General features: G+C 71.9%; 21 protein-coding genes and 1 pseudogene. 19 read left to right on the forward strand and 3 right to left on the reverse strand.

Annotated features, from left to right (window positions below):
• The first annotated feature begins 8 nt into the window (after positions 1-8).
• The 9 genes from ACQ9ZG_RS32270 to ACQ9ZG_RS32310 all read left to right on the forward strand — a co-directional run bounded on the left by ACQ9ZG_RS32270 (position 9) and on the right by ACQ9ZG_RS32310 (position 9,939).
• Entirely contained in the window at positions 9-872 is an 864-nt protein-coding gene (locus tag ACQ9ZG_RS32270) for an alpha/beta fold hydrolase (protein ID WP_109915625.1), read from the forward strand.
• Positions 869-2,590 carry an ABC transporter ATP-binding protein gene (locus tag ACQ9ZG_RS32275; RefSeq protein ID WP_109915626.1) on the forward strand — a complete coding sequence of 574 codons (1,722 nt, stop codon included), beginning with the start codon at positions 869-871 and terminating at the stop codon, positions 2,588-2,590. The genes ACQ9ZG_RS32270 and ACQ9ZG_RS32275 overlap by 4 nt, the downstream gene beginning before the upstream one ends.
• The gene (locus tag ACQ9ZG_RS32280) at positions 2,583-4,304 is read left to right on the forward strand and encodes an ABC transporter ATP-binding protein (protein ID WP_499281523.1); all 1,722 of its coding nucleotides are present in this window, start codon (positions 2,583-2,585) and stop codon (positions 4,302-4,304) included. The genes ACQ9ZG_RS32275 and ACQ9ZG_RS32280 overlap by 8 nt, the downstream gene beginning before the upstream one ends.
• Positions 4,305-4,363: 59 nt before the next feature.
• On the forward strand, positions 4,364-4,912 hold the full coding sequence (locus ACQ9ZG_RS32285; RefSeq protein WP_109915473.1) for a heme-binding beta-barrel domain-containing protein: 549 nt from the start codon (positions 4,364-4,366) through the stop codon (positions 4,910-4,912).
• A gap of 102 nt (positions 4,913-5,014) precedes the next feature.
• A complete protein-coding gene (locus ACQ9ZG_RS32290; RefSeq protein ID WP_018487664.1) occupies positions 5,015-5,452 on the forward strand; it encodes a DUF4190 domain-containing protein in 438 nt (145 codons plus the stop codon).
• Positions 5,453-5,592: 140 nt separating this feature from the next.
• A complete protein-coding gene (locus tag ACQ9ZG_RS32295) occupies positions 5,593-5,670 on the forward strand; it encodes a 50S ribosomal protein bL37 (RefSeq protein WP_370454205.1) in 78 nt (25 codons plus the stop codon).
• Positions 5,671-5,786: 116 nt separating this feature from the next.
• Entirely contained in the window at positions 5,787-6,941 is a 1,155-nt protein-coding gene (locus ACQ9ZG_RS32300; RefSeq protein WP_109915472.1) for an AI-2E family transporter, read from the forward strand.
• A gap of 360 nt (positions 6,942-7,301) precedes the next feature.
• The gene (locus tag ACQ9ZG_RS32305) at positions 7,302-8,234 is read left to right on the forward strand and encodes an AurF N-oxygenase family protein (protein ID WP_109915471.1); all 933 of its coding nucleotides are present in this window, start codon (positions 7,302-7,304) and stop codon (positions 8,232-8,234) included.
• Between the two features lie 55 nt (positions 8,235-8,289).
• The gene (locus ACQ9ZG_RS32310) at positions 8,290-9,939 is read left to right on the forward strand and encodes an FAD-dependent oxidoreductase (protein ID WP_499281524.1); all 1,650 of its coding nucleotides are present in this window, start codon (positions 8,290-8,292) and stop codon (positions 9,937-9,939) included.
• Positions 9,940-10,050: 111 nt separating this feature from the next.
• Here the strand turns inward: ACQ9ZG_RS32310 and ACQ9ZG_RS32315 are convergent, their stop codons facing one another.
• Positions 10,051-10,494 (reverse strand): SRPBCC family protein, encoded by a 444-nt coding sequence (locus tag ACQ9ZG_RS32315; RefSeq protein WP_028417840.1) that lies wholly within the window; start codon positions 10,492-10,494, stop codon positions 10,051-10,053.
• 138 nt (positions 10,495-10,632) lie between these two features.
• Between ACQ9ZG_RS32315 and ACQ9ZG_RS32320 the strand changes: the two genes are divergently transcribed.
• From ACQ9ZG_RS32320 to ACQ9ZG_RS32365, 10 genes and pseudogenes are all read left to right on the forward strand, one after another.
• On the forward strand, positions 10,633-10,788 hold the full coding sequence (locus tag ACQ9ZG_RS32320) for a DUF6131 family protein (RefSeq protein WP_019765497.1): 156 nt from the start codon (positions 10,633-10,635) through the stop codon (positions 10,786-10,788).
• A gap of 103 nt (positions 10,789-10,891) precedes the next feature.
• Positions 10,892-12,349 (forward strand): WGR domain-containing protein, encoded by a 1,458-nt coding sequence (locus ACQ9ZG_RS32325; RefSeq protein WP_109915360.1) that lies wholly within the window; start codon positions 10,892-10,894, stop codon positions 12,347-12,349.
• Positions 12,350-12,693: 344 nt separating this feature from the next.
• Entirely contained in the window at positions 12,694-14,745 is a 2,052-nt protein-coding gene (locus ACQ9ZG_RS32330; protein WP_258312153.1) for a glycoside hydrolase family 6 protein, read from the forward strand.
• A 175-nt stretch (positions 14,746-14,920) separates the two neighbouring features.
• Positions 14,921-15,835 carry an LLM class F420-dependent oxidoreductase gene (locus ACQ9ZG_RS32335; protein WP_109915362.1) on the forward strand — a complete coding sequence of 305 codons (915 nt, stop codon included), beginning with the start codon at positions 14,921-14,923 and terminating at the stop codon, positions 15,833-15,835.
• Between the two features lie 263 nt (positions 15,836-16,098).
• Positions 16,099-16,860: an MHYT domain-containing protein gene (locus ACQ9ZG_RS32340; RefSeq protein ID WP_032755727.1), complete on the forward strand. Its 762-nt coding sequence runs from the start codon at positions 16,099-16,101 to the stop codon at positions 16,858-16,860.
• A 158-nt stretch (positions 16,861-17,018) separates the two neighbouring features.
• A complete protein-coding gene (locus tag ACQ9ZG_RS32345; RefSeq protein ID WP_499281525.1) occupies positions 17,019-17,963 on the forward strand; it encodes a helix-turn-helix domain-containing protein in 945 nt (314 codons plus the stop codon).
• 141 nt (positions 17,964-18,104) lie between these two features.
• Positions 18,105-19,187 (forward strand): annotated as a pseudogene (locus ACQ9ZG_RS32350) (recombinase family protein); the annotation flags it as partial.
• A 336-nt stretch (positions 19,188-19,523) separates the two neighbouring features.
• A complete protein-coding gene (locus tag ACQ9ZG_RS32355; RefSeq protein WP_109915306.1) occupies positions 19,524-19,769 on the forward strand; it encodes a hypothetical protein in 246 nt (81 codons plus the stop codon).
• A 983-nt stretch (positions 19,770-20,752) separates the two neighbouring features.
• Entirely contained in the window at positions 20,753-21,094 is a 342-nt protein-coding gene (locus tag ACQ9ZG_RS32360) for an HNH endonuclease (protein ID WP_109915307.1), read from the forward strand.
• A gap of 1,176 nt (positions 21,095-22,270) precedes the next feature.
• Positions 22,271-22,426: a hypothetical protein gene (locus ACQ9ZG_RS32365; protein ID WP_258312148.1), complete on the forward strand. Its 156-nt coding sequence runs from the start codon at positions 22,271-22,273 to the stop codon at positions 22,424-22,426.
• Positions 22,427-22,707: 281 nt separating this feature from the next.
• Here ACQ9ZG_RS32365 and ACQ9ZG_RS32370 read toward each other — a convergent pair whose 3' ends face one another.
• Together ACQ9ZG_RS32370 and ACQ9ZG_RS32375 are read right to left on the reverse strand one after the other, a co-directional pair.
• Positions 22,708-23,415, reverse strand: a complete 708-nt coding sequence (locus tag ACQ9ZG_RS32370; RefSeq protein ID WP_109915308.1) for a VOC family protein — start codon at positions 23,413-23,415, stop codon at positions 22,708-22,710.
• 168 nt (positions 23,416-23,583) lie between these two features.
• Entirely contained in the window at positions 23,584-24,801 is a 1,218-nt protein-coding gene (locus ACQ9ZG_RS32375) for an NAD(P)/FAD-dependent oxidoreductase (protein WP_109915309.1), read from the reverse strand.
• Positions 24,802-24,831 lie beyond the last annotated feature (30 nt).

Consider the following 24,831-nt stretch of genomic DNA (forward strand, 5'->3'; position numbering starts at 1 on the left):
CCCCCACCATGCCTTCCGCATCCCTCAACGGCATCGACCTGGTGTACGACGACACCGGCGGCGACGGAGAACCCGTCGTTCTCGTCAACGGCACCGGCGCCAGCCGCACCACCTGGCGCGCCCACCAGACCGCCGCCCTGGCCGACGCGGGCTACCGGGTGATAGCCCCGGACAACCGGGGCCTCCCGCCGAACGTGTTACCGCCCGGCGGCATCACCCTGGAGGCCATGGCGGCCGACGTGGCCGCCCTGATCGACCACCTCGCGCTCGCCCCCTGCCGGATCGTCGGCTTCTCCCTGGGCTCCGCGATCGTCGGGGAACTCCTCGCCTCCCGGCCCGAACTCGTCCACCAGGCCGTCCTGATGGCCGGCTGGGCCCGCCCCGACACCTTCGGCGCGGCCCTCGGCCTGGCCCGCCGCGAACTCCACGACAGCGGGGCGGACGTCCCCGTCTCCCACCGCGCCGTCTTCTCGGCCCTGTGCTACCTCTCGCCGCACACCCTGCGCGATCCCCGGGCGATCACGGACTGGCTCGACGTCTTCACCTACGCGCCGGGCGAGAACGGCCCCGGGGTCCGCGCTCAGTACGACGCCATGGGCGACACCGACCGGCTCGACCGGTACGCCACCATCGACGTCCCGCTCCTCTGCGTCGGCTTCTCCGACGACGTCATGATCTCCCCGCTCGCCACCCAGGAGATCGCCCGCACCGTCCCGGGCGCCCGCTACACCGAGATCGCCCGCGCCGGACACTTCGGCCATCTGGAACGCCCGGCCGAGGTCAACGCCGCCCTGCTCGGCTTCTTCGCGGAACGGCCCGTCCCGTCCGCCCGCCGCGCCCACCCCGCCGACGCCGGGCGAGGTGCCTCATGACCCCCCGTACCCCCCAGGGGAAGACCGCCGAGCCCACCACCCGGGAAGGGCTGCGGCTCCTCGCCGGGTGCCTCCGGGACCGGCCGGCCCTCGCCGCGCTCGCCGTCGTCGGCGGTCTCGTCTACCAGCTCGCCCTGATCGCCCTCCCGTGGTTCATCGAACGCGCCGTCGACCAGGGCATCGTCAGCGGCGACGGCTCCGCCCTGCGCCGCTGGGCGATCGTCATCATCGGGGCCGGGATCCTCGCCGCCCTCGCGGAGATGGTCCTCGGCTGGTACTCCACCCTCCTCGCCACCACCCAGGGCAACCGTCTCTACATCGCCCTGGCCGACCGGGTCGCCGGGCTCGACACCCGTACGCTCGCCCGCTTCGGCGAGGGCGACCTCGGCATGCGCGGCACCCGCGACGTGGACCTGGTGCGCACCTGGCTCTCCGGCTTCGCCTCGTTCGTGACCGGCGTCGGCGGCTTCGTCGTCATGATCGTGGCCATCATGCGGCTCGACCCGCTGCTCGCCGTCGTCTGCGTGCTCTGCGTCCCGCCGCTGGTCTGGATCAACACCTACTGGTTCCCCAAGCGGTTCGGCGCCGCCAACACCCGGCTCTCCGCCGCCCACGGAAGCCGCGCCGACGCGGTCGAGGAACTGCTCTCCGCCAGTGCGGCCGTCCGGGGTCTCGGCGGTGAACCCGCCCTCGTACGGCGGCACCACGAGCGCAGTGCCACCGTCACCGAGCACACCCTCGCCACCGGGCGCGTCTCCGCCGACTGGGCCGCGCTCTCGCCGTTCGTGCCCGCCCTCGCCATCGGCGCCGGGCTCGGACTCGGCGGCCTCGCCGTGCTGCGCGGAACCATGTCCGTCGGCGGGATCGTCGCCTTCACCAGCTGGATGAGCATGCTCGTCCTCTGGGTCGGCGTCATCACCCTGAGGGTGAGCCAGCTCAGCCAGGCCACCACCGCCGCCCGCCGCCTCCAGGACGTCCTGCTGCCCGGACCCACCGACCGAGCCGAGGGCACCCGGCCGCTGCCCGTGAGCGGCGACCTCACCGCCGAAGGCGTCAGCCACCTCGTCGACGGCCGTCCGACCCTCGCCCCGGTCGACCTCACCGTCCGCCCCGGCGAACTCGTCGCCGTGACCGGCCCCACCGGCTCCGGCAAGACCACCCTGCTCCGCGTCCTCGCCGGACTCCAGCCGCCCACCAGCGGCACCGTCGGCTTCGGCGGGGTCCCGCTGGAGGCGGCCGACACCACCGAACTCCACGCCAGGATCGGTTACGTACCCCAGCGCCCCGTCACCCTCAGCGGCACCCTCGCGGACAACCTCCGCCTGGGCGCCCCCTACACGGACGACGAACTGCGCGACGCCTGCCGCACCGCCGCACTCGACGGCTATCTCGACTCCGCCCCCGACGGTCTCGACACCCTCGTCGGGGAGCGCGGCAGCACCCTCTCCGGCGGGCAGCTCCAACGCCTCGCCCTCGCCCGAGCCGTCCTGCGCCGACCGGCCGTCCTGATCCTCGACGACATCACCTCGGCCATCGACACCACCACCGAACGCGCCCTGCTGGAACGGCTCCGCGCCTGGTCGGGAACGACCGCGATCGTCTGCGCCACCCACCGCGCCACCTTCATCGACGCGGCCGACCGCACCCTCGCCCTGACACCGGCCCGGAGCGCCGCACCCGACGACGTAACGGAAGAGCGGGTGAGTACCGGTGGCTGAACACCAGCGCCTGACCGCGACCCCCGACCAGCGCCGCGTCCTGCGCCGCGCCTGGCCCCATCTGCGCCCCGAACGCCGGGGCATCGCCCTCGCCCTGGCCGCCGGCGCCGCCGCGACCGCCTCCACCGTCGCCGTACCCGCCGTCATCGGCGCGGGCGTCGACCAGCTCCTCGAACGCGACCGGGCGGGCCTGTTCACCGCCGTCGCCGCGCTCACCGTGCTGGCGCTGCTCCGGCTCGTCCTCTTCCGCCAGTCCGAGCTGCTGCTCATCACCGTCGGCGAACGCGTCGTCCGCGCCCTGCGCGAACTGGCCGTCACCCGGCTCTCCCGGGCGCCGCTGCGGTTCCTCGAAGCCCACCCCTCCGGGGACCTGCTGCGCCGGACCACCACCGAGATCGCGGACCTGGCCAACTTCGTCCGCAGCCAGCTCCCCGACGTCCTCACCGTCGCGGGCTACCTCGTCTTCACCACCGTCGTGCTGCTCACCTACTCGCCCCTGCTCACCCTGGCCCTGGCCCTCGCGTTCGTGCCCGCCATCGTCGGCGTGCTCCGGCTGTTCAAGAAGGTCGCCAACCCGGCCTTCGCCGCCGAGGCGGCCGCCGCCGGCACCGTGGCCACCACCTACCGGGAACTGGTCCAGTCCCGCGAGATGCTCCAGACCGGCGGCGGCGTCGGCTTCTGGCGCGAGCGGTTCCTCGCGGACCACGAGCGGCGCTACCGGGCGGCCCGGCGCAGCCAGCGGGCCCTGTTCCTCATCAGCCTCTCCCGCGTCGTCCAGAGCGTCACCACCGCCGTACTCCTGCTCGTCGGCGGCTGGCTCGCCGCCCGGGGCTCCATCAGCGTCGGTACGGTCGTCGTCTTCGTCCTCGCCACCCGTCAGCTCTTCGACTCCGCGAGCCAGGCCTCCAACCTGGTCGGCCAGGTGCAGATCTCCCTCGTCGGACTGGCCCGCCTGCTCGACCTGCTCACCACCACCGCACCCCGCCCCGCCGTCGCCCCGCCCCGTAGGGCCTCCGACGACGCTTCGCACCCGCTCACCGCCGAGCGCGGCCCGCTCGAGATCGACGGCCTCCGCTACTCCTACGTGGCGGGCACCGAGGTCCTGCACGGACTCTCCGTACGGGTGGAGGCGGGGGAGCGCGTCGGGCTCGTCGGCCCCACCGGCTCGGGCAAGACGACCCTGGCCAAACTCATGACCGGCCTCTACGTCCCCGACAGGGGCACCGTCCACTACGACGGCCACGACCTGGCGAGCCTCCCGCCCGGCGAACTGCGCCGCCGGATCGTCCTGATCCCGCAGCGCGTCCACATGATCGAGGGCACCCTGCTGGACAACCTCAGGCTCGTGCCCGGCGACCCCGACGAGAAGGCCATCGCCCGGGCCGTCGACCACCTCGGTCTCACCGGCTGGACCGACTCGCTCGACGACGGACTCCACACCCGGCTGGGCCGGGGCGCGGGCCGGCTCTCGGGCGGCGAACTCCAGCTGATCGGCCTGGTGCGCGCCGCGCTCCTGGACCCGGCCGTGCTCGTCCTCGACGAGGCCACCGCCGACATCGACCCCGACACGGCACGGACCCTGGAGACCGCCATCGACACCCTGCGGGCCGACCGGACCCTCATCGTCATCGCCCACCGGGAGGCCACCATCCAACGCCTGCCGCGCATCATCCGCCTGGAGGAGGCCGCCCCGCCGGCGCACGACCGGCCCTGACCCACCTCCTAGGCTGCTGCCGGAACCAGAAACCCGCAGCGACCAGGAGCACACACGCCATGTCCGACCCCGCCCCGCTCACCCCCTACCCCGACTCCCTCCGGCCCGACGGAACACCGGCACCTCACCCACTCCTCACGCCGGTGCTCGGGCTGCTGGGCACCTGGACGGGGAGCGGGCGGGGCGGATACCCCACGCTGGACGACGCGTTCGCCTATGCGCAGGAGATCACCTTCAGCCATGACGGACGCCCCTTCCTCCACTACGCCTCGCGCGCCTGGCTGCTCGGCGCGGACGGGAACCCCCTGCGGCCCTCGGCCCGGGAGAGCGGATGGTGGCGGCTCCAGCCGGAGGGCCGGGTGGAGGCCCTGATCACCCAGCCCACCGGCGTCGCCGAGATCGCCGTCGGCCGGGCCGCCGACGGCGCCGTCGACCTCGCCGCCCACGAGGTCGCCCTCACCCCGACCGCGAAGCAGGTCGACGCCACCCGCCGCCGCTACACCCTGACCGACGGCGACACGCTCACCCTCGAACACGACCTCGCGGCGGTCGGACAGCCGCTCCAGCACCACCTGTCGGCCCGGTTCCACAGGCGCCGCGAGGGGTAGCGAGGGGCGGCACCCCACCCTCCGGACAGAGATCGGATTTGCATATGGGCGGTCTTCCAGGGCATATGGACAGGACAACTTTTGGTAAGGAGTTCGTATCCGATGTCCATGCCCAGTTACCCTCAGCAGCCGAACGCGGACCAGGCGCAGTACGGCGGGCAGTACGGGGCTCCGTACGGCACCCCCGAACCCGCCCGCACCAACGGGTTCGCGGTCACGGCCCTCGTGCTGGGTCTGATCGCCTGCCTCTTCTTCTGGACGGTCTTCGGAGGACTCCTCTTCGGTCTGCTCGCGCTGATCTTCGGCATCCTGGGCACGCTCCGGGCCCGACAGGGCCGCGCCCCGCGCAAGGGCATGGCGATCACCGGCCTCGTCCTCGGTGTCCTGGGGCTGATCGGTTCGGTCATCGTGCTCATCTTCGCCATATCCGTGGTCAACTCCGGTTCGTTCAAGGACTTCGAGAGCTGCATGGACAAGGCCGTCACCCAGGCCGAACAGGACCGTTGCGCGGAGGACTTCGGCGAGAGCCTCTTCAAGTGACCTCGAACGGCGGGGCGGCGGTTTGCGACCGCGGCCCGTCTTTGTGACGGTAGGGGCGAGGAGTGGTCCTCCTCGCCTCCGGACCCCATGGTCCGGCGGATCAGATGTGCCCCACCGAGCAGAGGGAAGAGGAGGGTTCGATGTCCTCGAAGCGTCGTCGTAAGAAGAAGGCCCGCCGCAAGAACGGCGCCAACCACGGCAAGCGCCCGCAGAGCTGAGGCCGGTCCGTGGTCCGAGGGGCGGCACCGTACGGTGCCGCCCCTCGGACCTGTTCCGGGCCCGGACTCGTTCCCCGCGGGCGGGGCGGTGGGTGCGGCCCTCGTAGGGTGACCTCATGTCTGCCACGTTGAGTTCCGAGAAGACCGCGGCCGCGCTCCGCAGATCGGCCCGTGTCTCGGCCGAACTGCTGCTGGTCCTGTTGATGGCCGCCGTCGCCCTGTGGCTGCTGGGCCGGACCTGGCCGGTGGTGTGGCCGCTGATAGTGGGTCTGCTGCTCACCACCCTGACCTGGCCGTTCGCCCGCTTCCTGCGCCGCCGCGGCTGGCGTCCCGCCCCGGCGGCGGCCCTGGTGACCGTGGCGTTCCTCCTCGTCGGCACCGGCATCCTGGCGCTGATCGCGGTTCCGGTGGCCTCACAGTCCGGCCAGCTCGCCGACGGGGTCGTCGAAGGGATCGGCAGGCTGCGCGAGTGGGCCGCCGGTCCGCCGCTGAACATCAGCGACGCCCAGATCACCGGCGCCTTCGACGCGGCGGTCGACCGCATCGAGAACAGTGCCGGCAGTGTCGTCACCACGGCGGTCACCGGGGTGAGCACCGTCTTCAGCGGTCTGATCACCGCTGTGCTGGCCCTCTTCCTGATGTTCTTCTTCCTCAAGGACGGACCGCGGTTCCTCCCGTGGCTCTCCCGCCAGCTCCCCGGCCGGCTCGCCACCGACGTCCCCGTCGTGGCCGAGCGCTGCTGGGACACGCTCGGCTCGTTCGTACGCTCCCAGGCCTTCGTCGGTCTGCTCGACGCCGTCTTCATCGGCATCGGCCTCTGGATCCTGGACGTGCCGCTGGTGCTCCCGCTGGCGGTCCTGACCTTCGTCTCCGCGTTCGTCCCGATCGTCGGCGCCGTCTTCGCCGGTTTCGTCGCGGTGCTGATCGCGCTGGTCTCCAACGGCCTGACCGACGCGCTGATCGTGCTGGCGATCATCATCGCGGTGCAGCAGCTGGAGGGCAACATCTTCCAGCCCATGATCCAGAGCCGGGGCCTGGGCCTGCACGCCGCGGTGGTCCTGCTGGCGGTGACGCTCGGCGGCAGCCTGGCCGGGGTGGTGGGCAGCCTGCTCGCCGTCCCGGTGGCGGCGCTGCTCGCCGTGGTCTGGAACTACCTGCGCGAGCAGCTCGGCGACCCGGGGGAGGGGCCGGAGCAGATGGACCGGGTGCCGGAGCCCGAGCAGGGACCCGCTCCGGGCGGGCCCGACACCGACGCCCCCGTTCCCGCCTGACGCCGTACGGGGCCGGAGCAGCGGCGCAACGCCCTCTCCCCCCCGATCGCCCGGTTCCGCCCCCGCCGGCCCGCCTCGACACCACCGAGGCGGGCCGGCGCCGTGCTGTGCCCCCAACAGGCCCTGACGTGCCGGGTCGTGGAGAGGCCGTACAGATGTGCCGCACGGGTCTAGGCCTGCGCCCCCCTCTTGCTATACCTTGCGTCTAATAAGCTTGCTAGACGTCGCGTCTAACAAGCGGCACGTGGCCAGCGACCAGCAGGGCGGCGCCCGGCAGCCGTCGTACCCATCGGACGGGACACGCGATGGGGGACGGGCCGGGCGGCGCCGGGCCGACCTCCCGAGTCAAGGAGCCGCACCATGTCAAGCAGCACCGTTCGGCCGGAGAACCAGGAGCAGAACCGGGGCCGGGACCCGCTCGCCGAGCAGGACGTCGCCCGGCGCCTGCTCGACTCGGCCGCCAAACTCTCGTACGACCCCACCACCGAGGTCGACTGGGAGACCCCGCTCGACCCCGACCACCACGGCGCCAGCCCCGAGTGGTCCACCCTCTACGGCACCGCCTACTGGAACGAGCTGACCGACGCCCAGCGCAAGGCGCTCACCCGTCAGGAAGCGGCCTCCGTCGCCAGCACCGGCATCTGGTTCGAGATGATCCTCCAGCAGATGGTGCTCCGGGACATGTACGCCAAGGACCCCACCGACCCCCGGTTCCAGTGGGCGCTGACCGAGATAGCCGACGAGTGCCGCCACTCGATCATGTTCGCCCGGGGCGCGGCCAAGCTCGGCGCCCCCGCCTACCGGCCGCGCCGCCCCGTGGTGGAGCTGGGCCGCGCCTTCAAGACCCTCGCCTTCGGTGAGGCGGCCTACGCGGCCATCCTCGTGGCGGAGGAGGTCCTCGACGTGATGCAGCGCGACTGGATGCGCGACGAGCGGGTCGCGCCCTTCGTCCGCACCATCAACAACATCCATGTCGTCGAGGAGTCGCGGCACATGAAGTTCGCCCGCGACGAGACCCGCAAACGGCTGCGGGACGCGGGCGCGGTACGGCGGCGGTTCAACGCGATCGTCGTGGCGATCGCCTCGTACTACATCGTCACCAGCATGGTGAACCGGGACGTCTACGCCAACGCCGGACTCGACCCCGACCGCGCCCGCGCCGAGGCCCGCGCGAACGAGCACCACAAGTCGCTGATGCGGTCCAGCTGTTCGGGGCTCATGGAGTTCCTGGCCTCGGCCCGGCTGCTGACGCGGCCCGCGCTCTTCTTCTACAAGCGCGCCTCGCTGATCTGACCCTGCCGAGGGCCTCCGGCCGATCCGCTCCCTCACCACGACCCGAGACGACGAGATGACCTACGCCATCACCCAGACCTGCTGCTCCGATGCCACCTGCGTCGCCGTCTGCCCCGTCAACTGCATCCATCCCACCCCCCAGGAGCGGGCGTTCGGGTCCACCGAGATGCTCTACGTCGACCCGCAGACCTGCATCGACTGCGGGGCCTGCGCCGACGCCTGCCCGGTCGACGCGATCTTCCCGGTGGACAGCCTCTTCGGGGCGCAGAAGGAGTACGCCGCCATCAACGCGGCGTACTACGCGGACCGGCAGCCCGGACCCGCCCCCGCCGGGCCGAACTTCCACACCTGGGGCGAGCCCGTCTTCGAGCGCAGCCTGCCCGCCGACTTCGCCCCGATCCGGGTCGCGGTCGTCGGCACCGGACCGGCCGGCATGTACGCCGCCGAGGACCTGCTCCTGCACACCAACGCCGAGGTCACCCTCGTCGATCGGCTGCCGGTGGCGGGCGGGCTCGTCCGCTACGGCGTCGCGCCCGACCACCCCGCCACGAAGAAGGTCGGCGAGACCTTCGCCCGGTTCCACTCCCACCCCCGGGTACGGATGCACCTGGGCGTCGAGGTCGGCAAGGACATCACCGCCCAGGAGCTGGCCGCCCACCACGACGCGGTGATCTACGCGGTCGGCGCCTCCGCCGACCGCAGACTCGGCATCCCCGGCGAGGAGCTGCCCGGCTCGGCCTCCGCCACCTCGTTCGTCGCCTGGTACAACGCCCACCCGGAGGTGGCCCCCGGTTCGGTCTCCCTGGACGCCGAGCGCGTGGTCGTCGTCGGCAACGGCAACGTCGCCCTCGACGTCGCCCGCATCCTCGTCTCCGACCCGGAGACGCTGGCCGCCACCGACATAGCCGACCACGCGCTGGCGGCGCTGCGGGGGTCCCGGGTGCGCGAGGTGGTGCTGCTGGGGCGGCGCGGCCCCGAGGACGCGGCGTGCACCGTTTCCGAACTGCTCGCCCTCGGACATCTGCCGGGCGTCGGCCTCGTCGTCGACGACCACGACCCCAGGACCGGCCCCGCGATCGACGGCGCGGCCCCGGGCACGAAGGCGGCCCTCCTCCAGGGCGTGGAGCGCCGGGCGGTGGACTGGTCGCAGCCGCCCGCACCGGGGCGGCGGATCGTCTTCCGCTTCCACTCCGCCCCGGTGGCGGCGGTGGGGGAGGACGCCGTCACGGCCGTACGCGTGACGGACCGCGGGTCCGAGCGGGAGATCCCGGCGGGGCTGCTGCTGCGGGCGATCGGCTACCGGGGCGTGGCCGTACCGGGCCTGCCCTTCGACGAGGAATCCGGGACCGTCCCGCACGAGGGCGGCCGGGTGAGCGGCATGACGGGGACGTACGTCGTCGGCTGGATCAAGCGCGGCCCCTCGGGCGGCATCGGCGCCAACCGCACCTGCGCGGCGGAGACCGTGGGCACGCTGCTGGCCGACGCCACGGCGGGTGCCCTCGCCTCCCCGGCCCATCCGTCCTCGGCCTTCCGCCGCCTCGCCCGCAGCCGCGGCCGGAACGTCGTCGACGCCCGGGGGCTGGCCGCCATCGAGCGGGCGGAGGTGGCGCGGGGCCGTGAGCACGGCCGCCCGCGCGTCAAGCTCGGCACGGTTCCCGCCCTGGTGGCGGCGTCGAAGAGCCGCCGCTGGAAGATCCCGGGATGACCGGACCGCGCCCGGAACAGCGCCGGGGCCCCACCGGTCGGTGAACCGGTGGAGCCCCGGGCGGCCCGCTCGCGCGTCCGGCACCGGCCCGTGCGCGCACGGGCCGACGGATCAGCGGATTTCCGAAATACGCCCGGCCGCCGTCACTTCGGCCAGTTTCTGGAATTCACCGAGATCGTAATTGGCGAGCGTCGCGTCGAGATTGGTGAGCGCGCCGAGGCGCTCCACGAAACCCTGCGGGTCGTATTCGATCTGGAGCGCGACCCGGCTGGAGAAGTCGTCGAGCCGGTGGAAGGTGACCACCCCGGCATGGTGGACCCCCTCCGTGGTCTTCCAGGCGATGCGGTTCTCCGGCACCACCTCCGTCAGCTCCGCCACGAACGACTTCTCCGCCCCGGGCAGCGACAGATGCCAGGCGAAACGCCGTTCGTCCAGCGGATCCACTCGCTGGACGTGGCTCAGGAACTTCGGCCACCGGGTGACATCGCTCCACAGCGCCCAGGTGACGGCGACCGGAGCCTTGATGTCGACGGTCTCGACGATGGAGGAGGACATGCGCGACCACCTTGCTTTCCCTCGGGTGCGGGTCGCGCTGTCTGGTACCCGCGTTCCCCGGGCCCACGCGGGGCCGGGCGACGGAAAGTCCTTGTGAGGCGCATACTCGAAGGACAGCCCCGTTGTCGGGAGGACTCCATGATTGTCCTCGGTGTCATTCTGCTGGTGATCGGTCTGGTGGCCGGAATTTCCGTGCTCTGGACCATCGGCATCATTCTCGTGGCCATCGGCCTGGTGCTCTGGGTCCTGGGCGCGACGGGCCGCGCGGTGGGCGGGAGGCGCCACTACTGGTAGCCCGGAGAGGAGCCCGACGGCCGGTTGTCAGTGGCCGCCCTTACGGTGTGTGCAGTGAGACCCGCCGGAACGGCCGCGGGTCCGCCCTGGGGAGGGGTCTGCCATGTCCGCCGCGTCCACCGTGCCGACGACGACGTATCTGGAACTGTCACAGGAAGGCGCCGGCGCGCACAAGTTCTACGAGGTGACCGTCGACGGCCTCGTGGTGACGGTGCGTTACGGCCGGATCGGCGCGGGCGGGCAGACCCAGACGTCGACGTTCGCGACGGTCGCCAAGGCGCAGGCCGCGGCGGCGAAGAAGGTGGGGGAGAAGGTCCGCAAGGGGTACGCCCCGGCCGTCCAGGGCCAGCGGGCGCCGCGGGCCGTGACCCGCCGCCAGGTGACCTCCGCCCCCTCCACCGCACGCGCCGTCGCCCCCGTGCTCTGGCGCTTCCGTACGGGCTCCTCGGCGTTCGGCATCCACGTCGACGACGAGCAGTGCTGGGTGGGCAACCAGGCGGGCGACGTCTACACCCTGGACCACGACGGCGGCGTCCTCGCCCGCTTCAGCCTGCCGGACGGGGTCAAGTGCCTGGTCGCGGACGACTTCTGGATCTACGCGGGCTGTGACGACGGCCGGGTCTACGACCTCTCCTCCAAGCTGCCGTTCGCGGCCTACGACATCGCGGCGGACGTCGACATCTTCTGGCTCGACATCCACGAGGGCCTGCTCAACGTCTCGGACCGCGACGGCCGGCTGACCGTCATCGACCACGAGGACGAGCACCAGTGGGCGCGCCGCAGCCAGGGCGAGCACGCCTGGATGGTCCGCGCCGACGACCGGGCGGTCTACCACGGCCACCACCGCGGGGTCACCGCCTACGCCCCCGACGGCGGCGGCGAGCTGTGGCACACGGCCACCCGCGGCGGCGTCCTCTTCGGCTGGCAGGAGGACGACGCGGTGTACGCGGGCACGGCGCACCGGGCGGTCCAGCGGCTGGCCAAGGCGACCGGCGCCATCGAGGCCACGTATGCCTGCGACAGCGCGGTCTACTCCTGCGCCACCTCGCCGGGCGGCCGGTTCGTCTTCGCGGGCGACGCCTCCTCGTCCGTCTACTGCTTCGACCGGGACGGCACCCGCCTGTGGAAGCTCGGCACGGGCGGCGGTTCCGCGCTGTCCATGCAGTACCGGGAGGGCCGTCTCTACCTGGTGACGACCGACGGTTCGCTGGTCTGTGTGGACGCGAGCGAGACGGCCATCGCGGACGCCCAGCAGGGCACGGTCCCGGCGCCGCGCGATGTGAAGCTGGCCGCCGCCCTGCCGACGTACGCCCCCGCCACGGCCGCCACCGCGGTCACCACCGTGGCCCAGGCCCCCGCCGGGACGGTCGTCGTCGAGTGCGTCCAGGACGGTGGCGGCCGGCTCCGGGTGCACGTCGTCTCCGGGGGCTACGACACCTCCTGGAACGTCCAGTTCCCCCGCGCGATACGCGAGCCCGGCGCGCGGTACGCCGTGGACGCCCTGCACGCGGCGGCCGGCGGCTTCTACCGGGTCCGGGGTGACATCCGGCGGCTGCGGTGAGACCCGGCGGGCAGCGGGCCGGCCCTCTCGGTCCGCTGCCCGCCGGAGGGGCCGGGGCGTGCCGGCGGTCACCGGCCCTCTGGGCTGTGGGAGCGCTTCCACTCTCACCCCCGCCCCGCTCTGCCGGGTGGACGCGTCGAGTGTCTTGACATGAACTTGTCGCAACGGCACTGTGGGAGCGCTCCCACAGTGAGTTCCCGTACCACCTCGCACGCCTCACCCCTGAGCACGTCCGCCGTCGGGCGGCGGACGAACGAGAGGAGCACGGAGCCGCAATGAGAACGAGAAGCACCGCCCCGCACGCATTCCGCAGCCGCACGGTGGCCGCACTGTCCGCCCTGGTGATGGGCGCCTCCCTGGCGATCGCCCTACCGGGCCAGGCGTCGGCCGCCGCTCCCCGGGTCGACAATCCCTACATCGGGGCCACCCCTTACGTGAACGTCGACTGGTCCGCCAGGGCCGCCGCCGAGCCGGGCGGCGATGTCATCGCCGACGAGCCGTCGTTCGTCTGGATGGACCGCATAGCCGCGATAGGCGGCACCCCCGGAGCCAGGGGGCTGCGCGCGCACCTCGACACGGCGCTGAGCCAGGGCGCCGACCTCTTCCAGGTCGTGATCTACAACCTCCCCGGCCGGGACTGCGCCGCGCTCGCCTCCAACGGCGAACTCGGCCCTACCGAACTCGGCCGCTACAAGAGCGACTACATCGACCCGATCGCGGCGATCCTCGGTGATCCCGCCTACGCGGACCTGCGGATCGTCACGCTCATCGAACCCGACTCGCTGCCCAACCTCGTCACCAACGCGGGCGGTACCGCCGGTTCGACGCCGGAGTGCGCGACCATGAAGGCGAACGGGAACTACGAGAAGGGCATCGGGTACGCCCTGCACACCCTCGGGGCCATCCCCAACGTCTACAACTACGTCGACGCCGCCCACCACGGCTGGCTCGGCTGGGACTCCAACTTCGTCCCCGCCGCCGAGCAGTTCAAGAAGGCCGCCACGGTCGAGGGCGCGTCGGTCTCGGACGTGCACGGCTTCATCGTGAACACGGCCAACTACTCGGCCCTCAAGGAGCCGCACTTCAAGGTGACGGACTCGGTCAACGGCACCACGGTGCGCCAGTCCTCCTGGGTCGACTGGAACTACTACGTCGACGAACTCTCCTTCGCCCAGGCCCTGCGTACCGAACTGGTCCGCCAGGGCTTCGCCTCCGACATCGGCATGCTCATCGACACCGCCCGCAACGGCTGGGGAGGCCCGGACCGGCCCGCCGGACCGGGGCCCCTGACCAGCGTGGACGCCTACGTCGACGGCAGCAGGACCGACCGCCGTATCCACGCCGGCAACTGGTGCAACCAGAGCGGCGCGGGGATCGGCGAGCGGCCGACGACCGCCCCCGAGCCCGGCATCGACGCCTACGTCTGGGCCAAGCCGCCGGGGGAGTCCGACGGCAGCAGCGAGCCCATCGACAACGACGAGGGCAAGGGTTTCGACCGGATGTGCGACCCCACGTACACCGGCAACGGCCGCAACGGCTTCAACCTCACGGGTGCCCTGCCGAACTCGCCGGTCGCCGGGCACTGGTTCTCCGGCCAGTTCCAGGAACTCCTGCGCAACGCCAACCCGCCGCTCAGCGGCGGAGGTGACGGAGGCTCCGACACCGAGGCGCCGACCGTGCCCACCGGCCTGCGGGTGACGGCCAAGTCGAGCAGCAGCGTCACGCTGGCCTGGACGGCCTCCACGGACAACCGGGCCGTCACCGGCTACGACATCCTCCGTGGCGGAGTGCTCGTCGGCTCCACCGCCTCGACGACGTTCACCGACTCCGGCCTCGGCGCGTCGAGCGCCTACAGCTACACGGTCAGGGCGAAGGATGCGGCGGGGAACCTGTCGGCGGCCTCGGCGGCCGTTCAGGTCACCACCGACGGCGGCTCCACCGGCACGGGCGCTCTCAAGGTCCAGTACCGCAACACCGACAGCTCCCCGACGGACAACCAGATCCGCATGGCGCTCCAGGTCGTCAACACCGGGACGAGCGCCGTGGATCTGTCCCGGGTCACCGTCCGCTACTGGTTCACCCCCGAGGCCGGCGCGAACACGTTCTCGACCTCCTGCGACTACGCGGTGCGCGGCTGCGGCACCGTGACGCACACCGTGCGTGCGGCGAGCACACCGGCCGCCGGCGCCAGCCACTACCTGGAAGCCGGGTTCTCCGGCGGGACCCTCGCCGCGGGCGCCTCCACCGGTGAGATCCAGCTGAGGCTCAACAAGACCGACTGGTCGCCGTTCCAGGAGGCCGACGACTACAGCCGGGCCACCAACACCGCCTATGCCGACGCCTCAAGGATCGGCGTCTACGTGGGCTCCACCCTCGCCTGGGGCACCGCCCCCTGACCCTGACCCCCGACCGGCCCCGTCATCCGGTGCCTCCCCGGCCGTCCTTCCCCCGCCATCCGGTGCGGGGGAAGGACGGCCGTCGGCGTACGTACGCGAGAGGCGGGCCGTCGCGGCCGTCCGGGGCGGGGCACCCCGCCGGGAATACCGGCCCCGGGCCGCTGTTGATCACACCATGACTTCCCGGACACATGAGACAGCGCACGGGGCCTTCGGCCGGATCGGCGTCTGGAGCGGCGCCCTGCACGGATCACGGACGGACGACGCGGGCCGGAGGGCCATCGCGGAAGCGGTGGCCGAACTGGAGGAACTGGGGTACGGCACGCTCTGGATCGGCGGCAGCCCCTCGCCCGAGGACGCCACCGCCGTCGTCGCCGCCACGCGCACGGTGACGGTCGCCACCGGCATCCTGAACATCTGGAGCCACCCCGCCGAGGAGGTGGCGGCCCGGCTCGCCGCCCTCGACGAGGCCGCGCGCGGGCGCTTCGTCCTCGGCCTGGGCGTCAGCCACGGCCCGCTGGTGCCGCGGTACAAGAAGCCGTACAGCGCGATGGCCGGCTACCTGGACGCGCTCGACGCGGCGACCCCGGCGGTGGAGCCCGGGGAACGGGTCCTCGGCGCGCTCGGCCCGAAGATGCTGAGGCTGGCGGCCGACCGGGCGCTGGGGGCCCATCCGTATCTCGTCACCACCGAGCACACGGCCGAGGCCCGCGAGGCGCTCGGCCCCGACGCCCTGCTCGCCCCGGAGCTGACGGTGGTCCTCGACACCGATCCCGACCGGGCCCGCGCCACCGCCCGGGAGATGCTGGCCGGGTACCTCCGGCTGCCGAACTACACCGCCAACCTGCTGCGCCTCGGGTTCACGGAGGGCGATTTCGAGGACGGCGGCAGCGTCCGCCTGCTGGACGCCCTCTTCGCGCTGGGCGGTGCCGAGCAGGTGAAGGCCCGGACCGGGGAGTACCTCGACGCCGGTGCCGACCATGTCGCCCTCCAGGTGCTCACCGCCGATGAGGGCGGCGCCGGGCTGCCCCTGGCGGAATGGCGCGAACTGGCCGCAGCGTTCGGCGACGAACTGCGGGGCGACCGGTAGGCGACGCGGGAAGGGCTGCAGGGGAGTTCGGACGATCGTGCGGAAGGCCGTACGTGTGTGTGGTTGAATCCTCAATATCGGTTGGCCGAAAATGATCGGTGGATCCGTACGGTCGGCCCTGTGCCGAGGGGAGCCGGCCGAGCACGCGAGGCGGGGGCACGGACGCGTCCCCGCACGCCCGAACGCCCCTTCCCGCGCTGCGCGCCGCCTTCCCGGCCGGCCGCTCCGCGGGCGCCCCCGACCGCTCGAAAGGGACTCCGGCCATGGAAGCCACCGTCTCCAATTTCCACTACGGGGCAGTGACCCCCGTCGCCGCCTTCCTGATGGCCTGGCTCGGCGCGGCACTGGGACTCCGCTGCACCACCCGCGCGATCCGGCGCGGATCCAACCGGGTCGGCTGGCTCGCGCTCGGCGCGGTCTCCATCGGCTGCGGGATCTGGACCATGCACTTCATCGCCATGGCCGGATTCACCATCGACGGCATGTCGATGAAGTACGACTCCGGCATCACCGTGCTCAGCCTCCTGGTCGCGATAGCCGTGGTCGCCGTCGGCGTGTTCCTGGTCGGCTTCCGCGGTACGGGCACCGGCGTGCTGACCGCGGCCGGGATCTTCACCGGCCTGGGCGTCGCCGCGATGCACTACCTGGGCATGGCAGCCATGCACACCCCCGGCGGCCTGCGCTACTCCTACCCGACGGTGGGTCTGTCGATCCTCATCGCGGTGGTCGCGGCGACGGCCGCGCTCTGGGCGGCGATGTCCGTGCACGGGCTGCGGGCGAGCTTCGCGGCCAGCCTGATCATGGGGGTGGCCGTGACCGGCATGCACTACACCGGGATGGCGGCGGTCGAGGTCCCCTTCGACAACCACGGGGCCGTCACCCAGTCCTCGGCCGGGATGATCTCCTTCCTGCTCGTCATGGTGGCCGGCCCGCTGGCGGCCCTCGTCATGTCCGCCGTCATCGTCATGTTCGACGGTGACGTCATCCTCGGGCCCGGCGAACAGGACCGGCTCAAGGCCTCCTGACGGGCGGGAGCGGCACCGCGTCAGCCTTCGCACGCTTGTCCCGATTGTCTCGGGGTTCTCGCTGTCCCTAGGGTTCCGACCTGCTGGGACATGCCCGTCCCGGTACGGAGAGGAGCGGGCCGGGGCGGCAGCCGTGGCCCGGACGGAGGGACGGAGCCATGGCCGCGGGGGCAGCACCCGAGGACGCCGCGCGACGGCTGGGCGCCGAACTGCGGGCGCTCCAGCAGCGCTCCGGCCGCACCCTGCGCGACCTGGAGACCCGGGTGCGGATCAGCGACTCGTCGCTCTCCCGCTACTTCCGCGGCAGCACCGTCCCACCCTGGTCCACCGTCCGGGACCTGTGCCGTGCGCTGGGCGCCGACCCGATCGCGTACCGGACCCTCTGGGAGGCCGCCGACCGGAGCCGGCCGGAGACCCCACCGCTGCCGGAGCCCCGGGAACCGTCACAGCCCTCCGGCCCGCCCGCCCCCGCCATCACGCCCGCCCCCGGCACCCCGGCCGCCCCCGCCGAGGCCGAGCCGCCCGGGCCGCCGCCGCGGACCCGGCCGTGGCACCGCGTCACCGGGCCCGGGCCGTCCGGCCGCTGGGTCCTCGCCACGGCCGGGGGAGTCGTCGGGGCGGTCCTGGGCTCCCTGCTCACCTGGTCCCTGCTGCTGCCGCCCGACCCCCCGGCGGCAACCGCCGGGACCACCGGAACGGTGAGCGGGCGGACGGCGGCGGAGGGCGGCCCGGGAGCGCCGAACACGTCGAGGATCTTCGTCAGCCGCGCGACCGGGGCCTGTCTGGACGACAGCCTCGACCACCACCTCCGTACGTACGCGTGCAACGGGCTGAGCTACCAGCGGTGGACCGCGCAGAAGCTGCCGGACGGCACCCACCGGCTGCGGAACCACGCCACCGGGGCCTGCCTCGACCACGGCGGAACGGGGCTGCGTGCCGTGGAGTGTTCCGCTTCCCCCACCCAGAAGTGGTCGTTCACCACCTGGCCCGACGAGTCGGCGGAGGTACGGAGCGCGGCCGGTGCGGAGTGCCTGGACGACAGCGTCGCCCTGGGGCTCCGCGCGCTCCCCTGCACGGGTTCGACCCGTCAGAAGTGGGGCTGAGACGCCCGGACCGTGAACTCGTTGCCGTCGGGGTCTCCCAACACTCAGAACTAGAGGTTCTGGAGTGTCGTCGTGGTCGCATCGGTCCTGGTCAAGCCTGGTACGGAGAACAGCGGAACCCCCTCGGTCCCTACGGGGGGCATGAACAGTGCACCCCGGAACCCCCTCGCGGGCACGGTCTACGAAACGCGGACCCTGCGGGGTGTGCGGTGCATACGCCTGTCTGTACTGACCGATGAGACCACCAGCCCCGAGCAGCAGCGTGAGGCCGACGACAAGATTGCGGCAGAACTCAACATCGACTTTGGGTCCGGTGACGCGCTCCGCGAGGCCGTAGACCTTGACGTATCGGCGAGCAAGATAGCCCCGTTCGACCGTCCCGCCCTCGGACAGTGGCTCGCCCGACCGGACGACTACGACGTGTTGGTGTGGTGGCGCTTTGACCGCGCCATCCGGTCCATGAGCGACATGCACGACCTTGCGAAGTGGGCGAAGCAGCACCGCAAAATGCTGGTGTTCGCCGAGGGCATCGGCGGGGGCAAGATCGTCTTTGATTTCCGCGATCCGATGGACCCCACGTCGGAACTCATGATGATGATGCTTGCCTTTGCGGCACAGGTGGAGTCGCAGAGCATCACCGACCGTGTGACCGGCGCCATGGCTGCCATCCGGAAAATGCCCTTTCGGTGGCGTGATGGTGGTCGCCCGCCGTACGGCTATATGCCCGCCCCGATGCCCAAGGAACATGGCGGTATCGGCTGGACGCTCGTACCCGACCCGGACGCAGTCAAGGTCATTGAACGGATCGTCCGTGAGCTGTTGGAGGGGGCGACCCTTTCGGCGGTGGCCTGTGGTCTCAACGTGGACAGCATCCCGAGCCCGCGCGATCACTGGGCCGTGAAGATGGACCGGAGCAAGGGCGGGAAGACCGGCGGGGCCAAGGGGGCGCACGTCGTACGTGACGTGTTCAAGTGGACCCCCGCTGCTATCGGCCGGATGCTCCGCAACCCGACGTTGCTCGGCTGGAAGATGCACAAGGGCAAGCCCGTGCGGGACGCCGAGGGCAACCCGATCATGGCGACCGAAACGCCGATCATGACGCGTACCGAGTTCGACCGTATCGGCGCGCTGCTCAACTCCCGCAGCATCGACAACGGAGAGCGGAAGGACACGGACGCGCTGCTGTTGCGCGTGATCCACTGCGACGCTTGCGGGGGCCGCATAGACCCCGCAGCGGAAGCCCTCGCGGGAGAGATCACCGAGCTTGCGTCCGAAGTGCGCGGAGACTCCCCGACCCCGGGCGCGAGTGTGCGTCTGGTCGAGCCCGTGAAGGTCGCCGAGCCCGTCCGCGAACTGGTGGCCGCGTAGGGCCCCGATAGGCTGGGGCTGCCCCGCACCGATATGGAGCGTGCGGGGTAGGCCCGGTGCCCCCTTCGGGGACGGAGTACCGCCGGACCGATAAGCCCCGGTAGGCCCCCGTGGACCCGCCGGGGCTGTTTCACGTTTCACGCCGCCCCAAAAGCGCCCCACGGGCCCGCGACGGTTCCTAGGCTCGGCCCCATGGACTTACTGACAGACGACGACGTACGCGCGATCCTCGCCCCGCACGTTGACCGGCGCGGAGCCGTGGGCCGCCTCTACGACACGGGCACGGTTGACCAGGACACAACGGCAGACCTCGGCGCGCTCATCATCGAACTGACCGACGCGGGGCGGTTCGATGACGCGGACCGTGTGGGGAAGGTGCTCGGGTACGCCGAGCGGACGGGCGAGCGCGAGCCGGTCCCGGGGTGGTCCCGTGGATGAGCTGTCGGACGCCGACGTACGCGAGATCCTGCGGGACCACCGCGACGGCGGGGTGGTCTCTCGCCTGTACGCAACCGGGGAGATCACAGAAGACACCGTTCCCGCCCTCGGCGTGCTCTCGGTCGAGCTGGACAACCGCGGAGAGAACGAGACCGCGGAACGGGTCGCCGACGTGATCACGTACGCCGACGCTGCGGGAGAGCGGCCCCCCCCGCGAAGGGGTGGACGAGCAAGGTGTGACCGCCCCCGCCCCGTAGCGTTCCCCCACCGTGCCCCGGTAGGTCCCCGTGGACCCGCCGGGGCTTTCTGCTGCCCGCCCTCGGGCGTGCGGGGCCCTCGCCGGCTGCCCCTCGGGCCGAGCGGCCCAACAGCGAGGCGAAAGGTGTTGAGGGTGTCGAACTTCGACACTTTTTGAGGTAGCCAAGAAAAACCTAAGAGAAAGAGAAACCGGGGTTTCCGTTGTCACCCTCAACACCTTCCGGCGCTCACACCACCTTCGGTCCCTACAGGTGGAGCACCAGGAAGAGATCGAAGAACGGGGCGACCGCCTACCGCACGCAGCGGGCAAGGCGCGCACCACCTTCGGTCCCTACTACTGGGGCAGGAGAGAGCGCGGAATACCGCGCACCCACCCCGAGGGGGAAACCGGCGGTCCGAGTACCGGCGCTCTCTCATCAGCTCTGCCCGTGCAACACGCACCCTCACGGGGTGGCCGCAGTGGTCGTGAGGCAGAGCGCGGGGACCGCACCGCCCACCAGTAACCGCCCCTCGCGGGCGCTGAACGGGGTTGCAAGACCGTGCGGTCCCCCTGTCGTCCCGACGTTCGCCCATGAGCGCCAGGACGACGATCAAGCCCGCTGACCCAACGGCTAGAGGTGCGCGGTACCGGCCCCCGTTCCGGGGAGATCCGTACGCGATCCGCAGAGTTCCCCGGTTCGAGTCCGGGGGCGGGCACAACAACGCTCACTATCAGGGGGACGCACATGCGCTGTATCGACTGCACCGAGCCCGCCACCCATCGGGGCCGCTGCAAGGCTCACCATGGGGCGTACGAGGGCCGCCCGAACGTCCGCTCTCGGCGGGCACGGGGACGACGACGGGCGAACCGTAGGGACGGCGCGGCACGGCTCCGCCGGCGAGTGCAGGAACGGGGCTCGGCCTGGCGCGACTGGTGCTTGGGCGACTTCCCCGCGGACGGGGTGGACGTGGACCACGTGCGGCCCCTCGCCCTCGGTGGCGAATACGTGGACTCGAACGTCCAAGTTCTGTGCCACTCGTGCCACCAGCTCACGACTGCAACGGAGTTCGGGGTCACCGCGCCGTGAGCCACGTGGCGAGCCCGCTTCCCGTGGCCGTGGCGAGAGCTGCCACGAGCCACCCGGGGACGCGCTGAATGGTGAGGCGCATCCCTCCGAATCGCACATCGACCTGTGGCGCTTGCTCCCGTTTCGACATGACTTCCTCTGTTCAGTGAGTGATCTCCCTAGGAACGTAACTCGAAGGGACAACGCATCGATCGGGGCACGGGGGCACGAGGGGCGCACGAGGGACACCGCCGCTCTGGCCGCGCATGCTCCCTCTACATGTCACCGCGACGTGAGCCACGCCGCGAGCACACTCCCTGTGGCCGTGGCGAGGGTTGCGACTAGCCATCCAGGAACGCGCTGGACGGTCAGGCGGATTCCACCGCATCGAAGCTCGAACGCGGGCCGTGTCGCCTTTGAAGCCACTTCTCTCTCCCCTGAGTTGGAGCCTGCTCGGACTCGCCGACACAGGCGAGCGCTACGCAGACCGTAGCCACTCAGTGCCCGATATCGCGCTTGAAGCTAGGGGGGCGCACGGAGGGCGTAGTGCTCCCCTCTCGGCTATGGACAAAACATCTATTTAACTGATCGTGGCTGTTCAGGGGCCTAAACTTCGAAGGTCTGGGCGATATGGACGAAACAGAAATAACCATCCAAAGCTCTACGCCCCCCCGTGCCTCGTAAGCCCCGCCCCCCGTGCTCTGTCCCCGGGTGCCCCGAGCTGACCCCCCGTGGTGGTCGCTGCCCGGAGCACACCAGGGAAGCGAACGTGGACCGGGCGTCGCGTGGTGGAGCCGTCTACACAACCCGGTGGCAGCGAGTCCGGCGGGCGTACCTGTACGCGAACCCGTGGTGCGTGCTCTGCGGTCAGCTGGCGAACGTCGCGGACCATCACCCTTTTTCGCGCCGCGAGTTGATCGCGCGGGGTGAGTCGAACCCTGACGCTGCGAAGTATCTGCGCCCGCTGTGCGTGGCGTGCCTCATGACCGCTTCGGACGGTCTCGCACTGCCCGCACGGGCGGTACTCGGAATGGACCGGCCCGTCCGTGAAATCGTGGACCCCGAGTCGGGTGAAGTAGTCGGGGAGGAAGACCTACCGCTAGACCGGTTCCGGTCGGACCGTCTGCTGTGGCTGTACCGGCCCCCGCCCCCGCGTCGCCTTGGTCCCGCCCGTGGACAGCACCGTCAGTGCGGGAGGTGCGCGAAATCTTCCGCGACGAACACACGCAGTGCCTGCCCTCCCCGCAACGGGAACGAAGCTACGCGGCAGCCTTCGCCCGGATCGGCGTGGACTACGACCACCCGACCATGCCGCTCGGTTCGATCGTGCGCCGTGAGCGGGTGGCAGCATGACCGCCGACGAACTGTTCCCGGAAGTCCTCGCCGGACACGTGGCGCTCTGCATAGAGTGCAAGACCAACACCCGCGCCCCGGTTCCGGTCCGCTGGATTCAGAGCGCCAGCGGCCCCGGGGCGACCCTGTACGCGTGCCCTGACCACGCGGTGAAGCCTCGGCGCGGGTCCGACACCCGGGGGCGAGCTACGCGCCCCGTAGCGCCCCGCACAGACAGCAAAACGCCCCGTTCGGCAACTGCCGGGCGGGGCTCTGTCGTCGGCGCTGACGTGCAGGTATCCTCAGAACTGGTAGTCAGGTGTGTCGGGGTCGAGCATCAGCACACCCCCGTCGCCCGCGCCGTCGCCGGGGCGCGTCGCGCCGAGGCCGACGAGCCGCTCGCACTCCGCCTCCAGGCCGATGCCGTCGGCAGGAGCCAGTTCGAGGAAGAGCCTGTTCACCCCCGTCTTCGGCGCCACCGGCGGACCGCCCCAGGTGATCTTCGTACCGCCGTCCGGCGACTGGACCGCGGTCTCCTCGTCCTGGTCCCAGACGAGCGGCCACTCCAGGGCCCGGCTCCAGAAGTAGCCGACCTTCCGCGTACCGTCGCAGGCCAGCGCACCGATGAACCCGGTGCCGGCGAGGAACTCGTTGCCCGGCTCGATGACGCAGAACTCGTTGCCGTCCGGGTCCGCGAGGACCACATGGCCCTCGTCGGGGGTCTGCCCCACGTCGATGTGGCGCCCGCCGTGCTCCAGTGCCCGGGCGACCGTCGCCCGCTGGTCCTCCGGGGACGTGCTCGTCAGGTCGAAGTGCGCCCGGTTCTCGCCGGTCTTCGGCTCCTGACCGGGCAGGAAACGGATCCGGAACCCGGCGCCGTCGGGCGGCGGGAGCACCACGTCCCCGCCCGGCCCCCCGGCGGGCTGCCGGCCCAGTACCTCCGACCAGAAGCGGGCCGCCTCCGACGGCCGGGGCGAGCGGAAGCAGATCGCGAACAGCTGACTGGTCATACCCCGTACGTCTCCGATCCCCTGACGGCCGATCCGGCCCGTCCGGCCGCGGTGGCTCCCGCTGCCGGTGTCAGGCGGCGGCAGCCTAGAGGCAGACCTCCGCCACCCGCATCCGGGTTTCCGCCGGGACGGAGGAGCGGCTCCGGTCGGCGGGGGACCGTCGCGCCCTCACAGGCTCTCCCCTCCGGCCAGCAGGAGTTCCGGCGGGGCGGTGAGTTCGCGGCCGAGGAGCGTGCGGAGCACGGCGTAGCCTCCGGCGTCCCCGGCGAGGACCCCGCCGAGCAGGGTCCGGCCGTCTCGGGCGAGGACCAGCTTGCCGTACGTCCCGGCGGCACGGTCCTCGCGGACGAACTCCATGGCCCCCTCGGTCCGGGCGTGGACGTCCCCGAAGCCGGCCACGTCCACGCCCAGGAGCTTCAGCTTCGTCGAGGTGTCCGCACCCGGGAAGACGGCCGAGGCGGAGCCCAGCAGCCGGCGCGCGACCGTCTCCGCCATCCGGTAGCCGGGCGCGGCCAGGCCGTAGCAGGTGCCGAGCACCGCCGCGCACTCGCCCACGGCCCAGACGCGCTCGTCGGCCGTACGGCACCGCTCGTCCACCAGGAATCCGCCGCGCGTGCCGCGCTCCAGCCCGGCGGGCCCGGCCAGTTCGTCGCGGGGGCGCACCCCGGCGGCGAACACGACGGTGGAGGCCGGCAGTACCGTCCCGTCCGTCAGGGTCACCGACCCCACCCGGCCGTCCGGGCCCGCGTCGACCGAGGCGAGACCGTTCCCGCAGTGCACGTCCACCCCCAGCTCACCCACCAGCCGGGCGAGCACCCGCCCACCGCCCTCGTCGACCTGGAGGGGCATCAGATGCGGCGCCATCTCGACCACGTGCGGCACCCCGCCGAGCAGCCGCAGCACCCGCGCCGCCTCCAGCCCCAGCAGCCCGCCGCCGATGACGACGGCCGGTTCCCCGGGGCGCACGGCTGCGCGGAGGGCGTCCAGGTCCTCGACCGTGCGGTAGGTGAAGCAGCCGGTCAGCTCCTTGCCCGGTACCGGTGGCACGAACGGGCGGGAGCCGGTGGCCAGGACCAGCGCGTCGTACGGCAGGAGCGTCCCGTCGGCACAGGTCACCGTCCGGGCGTCCCGGTCGAGACCGGTCACCCGTGTGTCCAGCCGCAGGTCCACCAGTGGATCGGCGCGCAGCGTCGGAGTCGTGATGTCGAGGTCCGCGGCGGTCTTCCCGTCCAGGTACGAGGACAGCGAGATGCGGTCGTAGGCGGGGCGCGGCTCCTCCGCCGCGACGACGATCCGCCACCGGCCCGCCGGGTCACCGGCCCGGACCTCCTCGATCAGCCGGTTCCCGGCCATTCCATGGCCGACGACGACCAGAACGCGTGTCATGCGTCAGGCTCCCTTCACGACGGACAGGAG

It is taken from the genome of Streptomyces araujoniae, assembly GCF_050871195.1.
Lineage (GTDB): Bacteria > Actinomycetota > Actinomycetes > Streptomycetales > Streptomycetaceae > Streptomyces > Streptomyces bacillaris.

Bases quoted from the DNA above. Each gene is read 5' to 3' on its own strand.
- ACQ9ZG_RS32270 (WP_109915625.1), top strand. From the start codon at position 9: ATGCCTTCCGCATCCCTCAACGGCATCGACCTGGTGTACGACGACACC.
- ACQ9ZG_RS32275 (WP_109915626.1), top strand. From the start codon at position 869: ATGACCCCCCGTACCCCCCAGGGGAAGACCGCCGAGCCCACCACCCGG.
- ACQ9ZG_RS32285 (WP_109915473.1), top strand. From the start codon at position 4,364: ATGTCCGACCCCGCCCCGCTCACCCCCTACCCCGACTCCCTCCGGCCC.
- ACQ9ZG_RS32290 (WP_018487664.1), top strand. From the start codon at position 5,015: ATGTCCATGCCCAGTTACCCTCAGCAGCCGAACGCGGACCAGGCGCAG.
- ACQ9ZG_RS32295 (WP_370454205.1), top strand. From the start codon at position 5,593: ATGTCCTCGAAGCGTCGTCGTAAGAAGAAGGCCCGCCGCAAGAACGGC.
- ACQ9ZG_RS32300 (WP_109915472.1), top strand. From the start codon at position 5,787: ATGTCTGCCACGTTGAGTTCCGAGAAGACCGCGGCCGCGCTCCGCAGA.
- ACQ9ZG_RS32305 (WP_109915471.1), top strand. From the start codon at position 7,302: ATGTCAAGCAGCACCGTTCGGCCGGAGAACCAGGAGCAGAACCGGGGC.
- ACQ9ZG_RS32310 (WP_499281524.1), top strand. From the start codon at position 8,290: ATGACCTACGCCATCACCCAGACCTGCTGCTCCGATGCCACCTGCGTC.
- ACQ9ZG_RS32315 (WP_028417840.1), bottom strand. From the start codon at position 10,494: ATGTCCTCCTCCATCGTCGAGACCGTCGACATCAAGGCTCCGGTCGCC.
- ACQ9ZG_RS32320 (WP_019765497.1), top strand. From the start codon at position 10,633: ATGATTGTCCTCGGTGTCATTCTGCTGGTGATCGGTCTGGTGGCCGGA.
- ACQ9ZG_RS32325 (WP_109915360.1), top strand. From the start codon at position 10,892: ATGTCCGCCGCGTCCACCGTGCCGACGACGACGTATCTGGAACTGTCA.
- ACQ9ZG_RS32330 (WP_258312153.1), top strand. From the start codon at position 12,694: ATGGGCGCCTCCCTGGCGATCGCCCTACCGGGCCAGGCGTCGGCCGCC.
- ACQ9ZG_RS32335 (WP_109915362.1), top strand. From the start codon at position 14,921: ATGACTTCCCGGACACATGAGACAGCGCACGGGGCCTTCGGCCGGATC.
- ACQ9ZG_RS32340 (WP_032755727.1), top strand. From the start codon at position 16,099: ATGGAAGCCACCGTCTCCAATTTCCACTACGGGGCAGTGACCCCCGTC.
- ACQ9ZG_RS32345 (WP_499281525.1), top strand. From the start codon at position 17,019: ATGGCCGCGGGGGCAGCACCCGAGGACGCCGCGCGACGGCTGGGCGCC.
- ACQ9ZG_RS32355 (WP_109915306.1), top strand. From the start codon at position 19,524: ATGGACTTACTGACAGACGACGACGTACGCGCGATCCTCGCCCCGCAC.
- ACQ9ZG_RS32360 (WP_109915307.1), top strand. From the start codon at position 20,753: ATGCGCTGTATCGACTGCACCGAGCCCGCCACCCATCGGGGCCGCTGC.
- ACQ9ZG_RS32370 (WP_109915308.1), bottom strand. From the start codon at position 23,415: ATGACCAGTCAGCTGTTCGCGATCTGCTTCCGCTCGCCCCGGCCGTCG.
- ACQ9ZG_RS32375 (WP_109915309.1), bottom strand. From the start codon at position 24,801: ATGACACGCGTTCTGGTCGTCGTCGGCCATGGAATGGCCGGGAACCGG.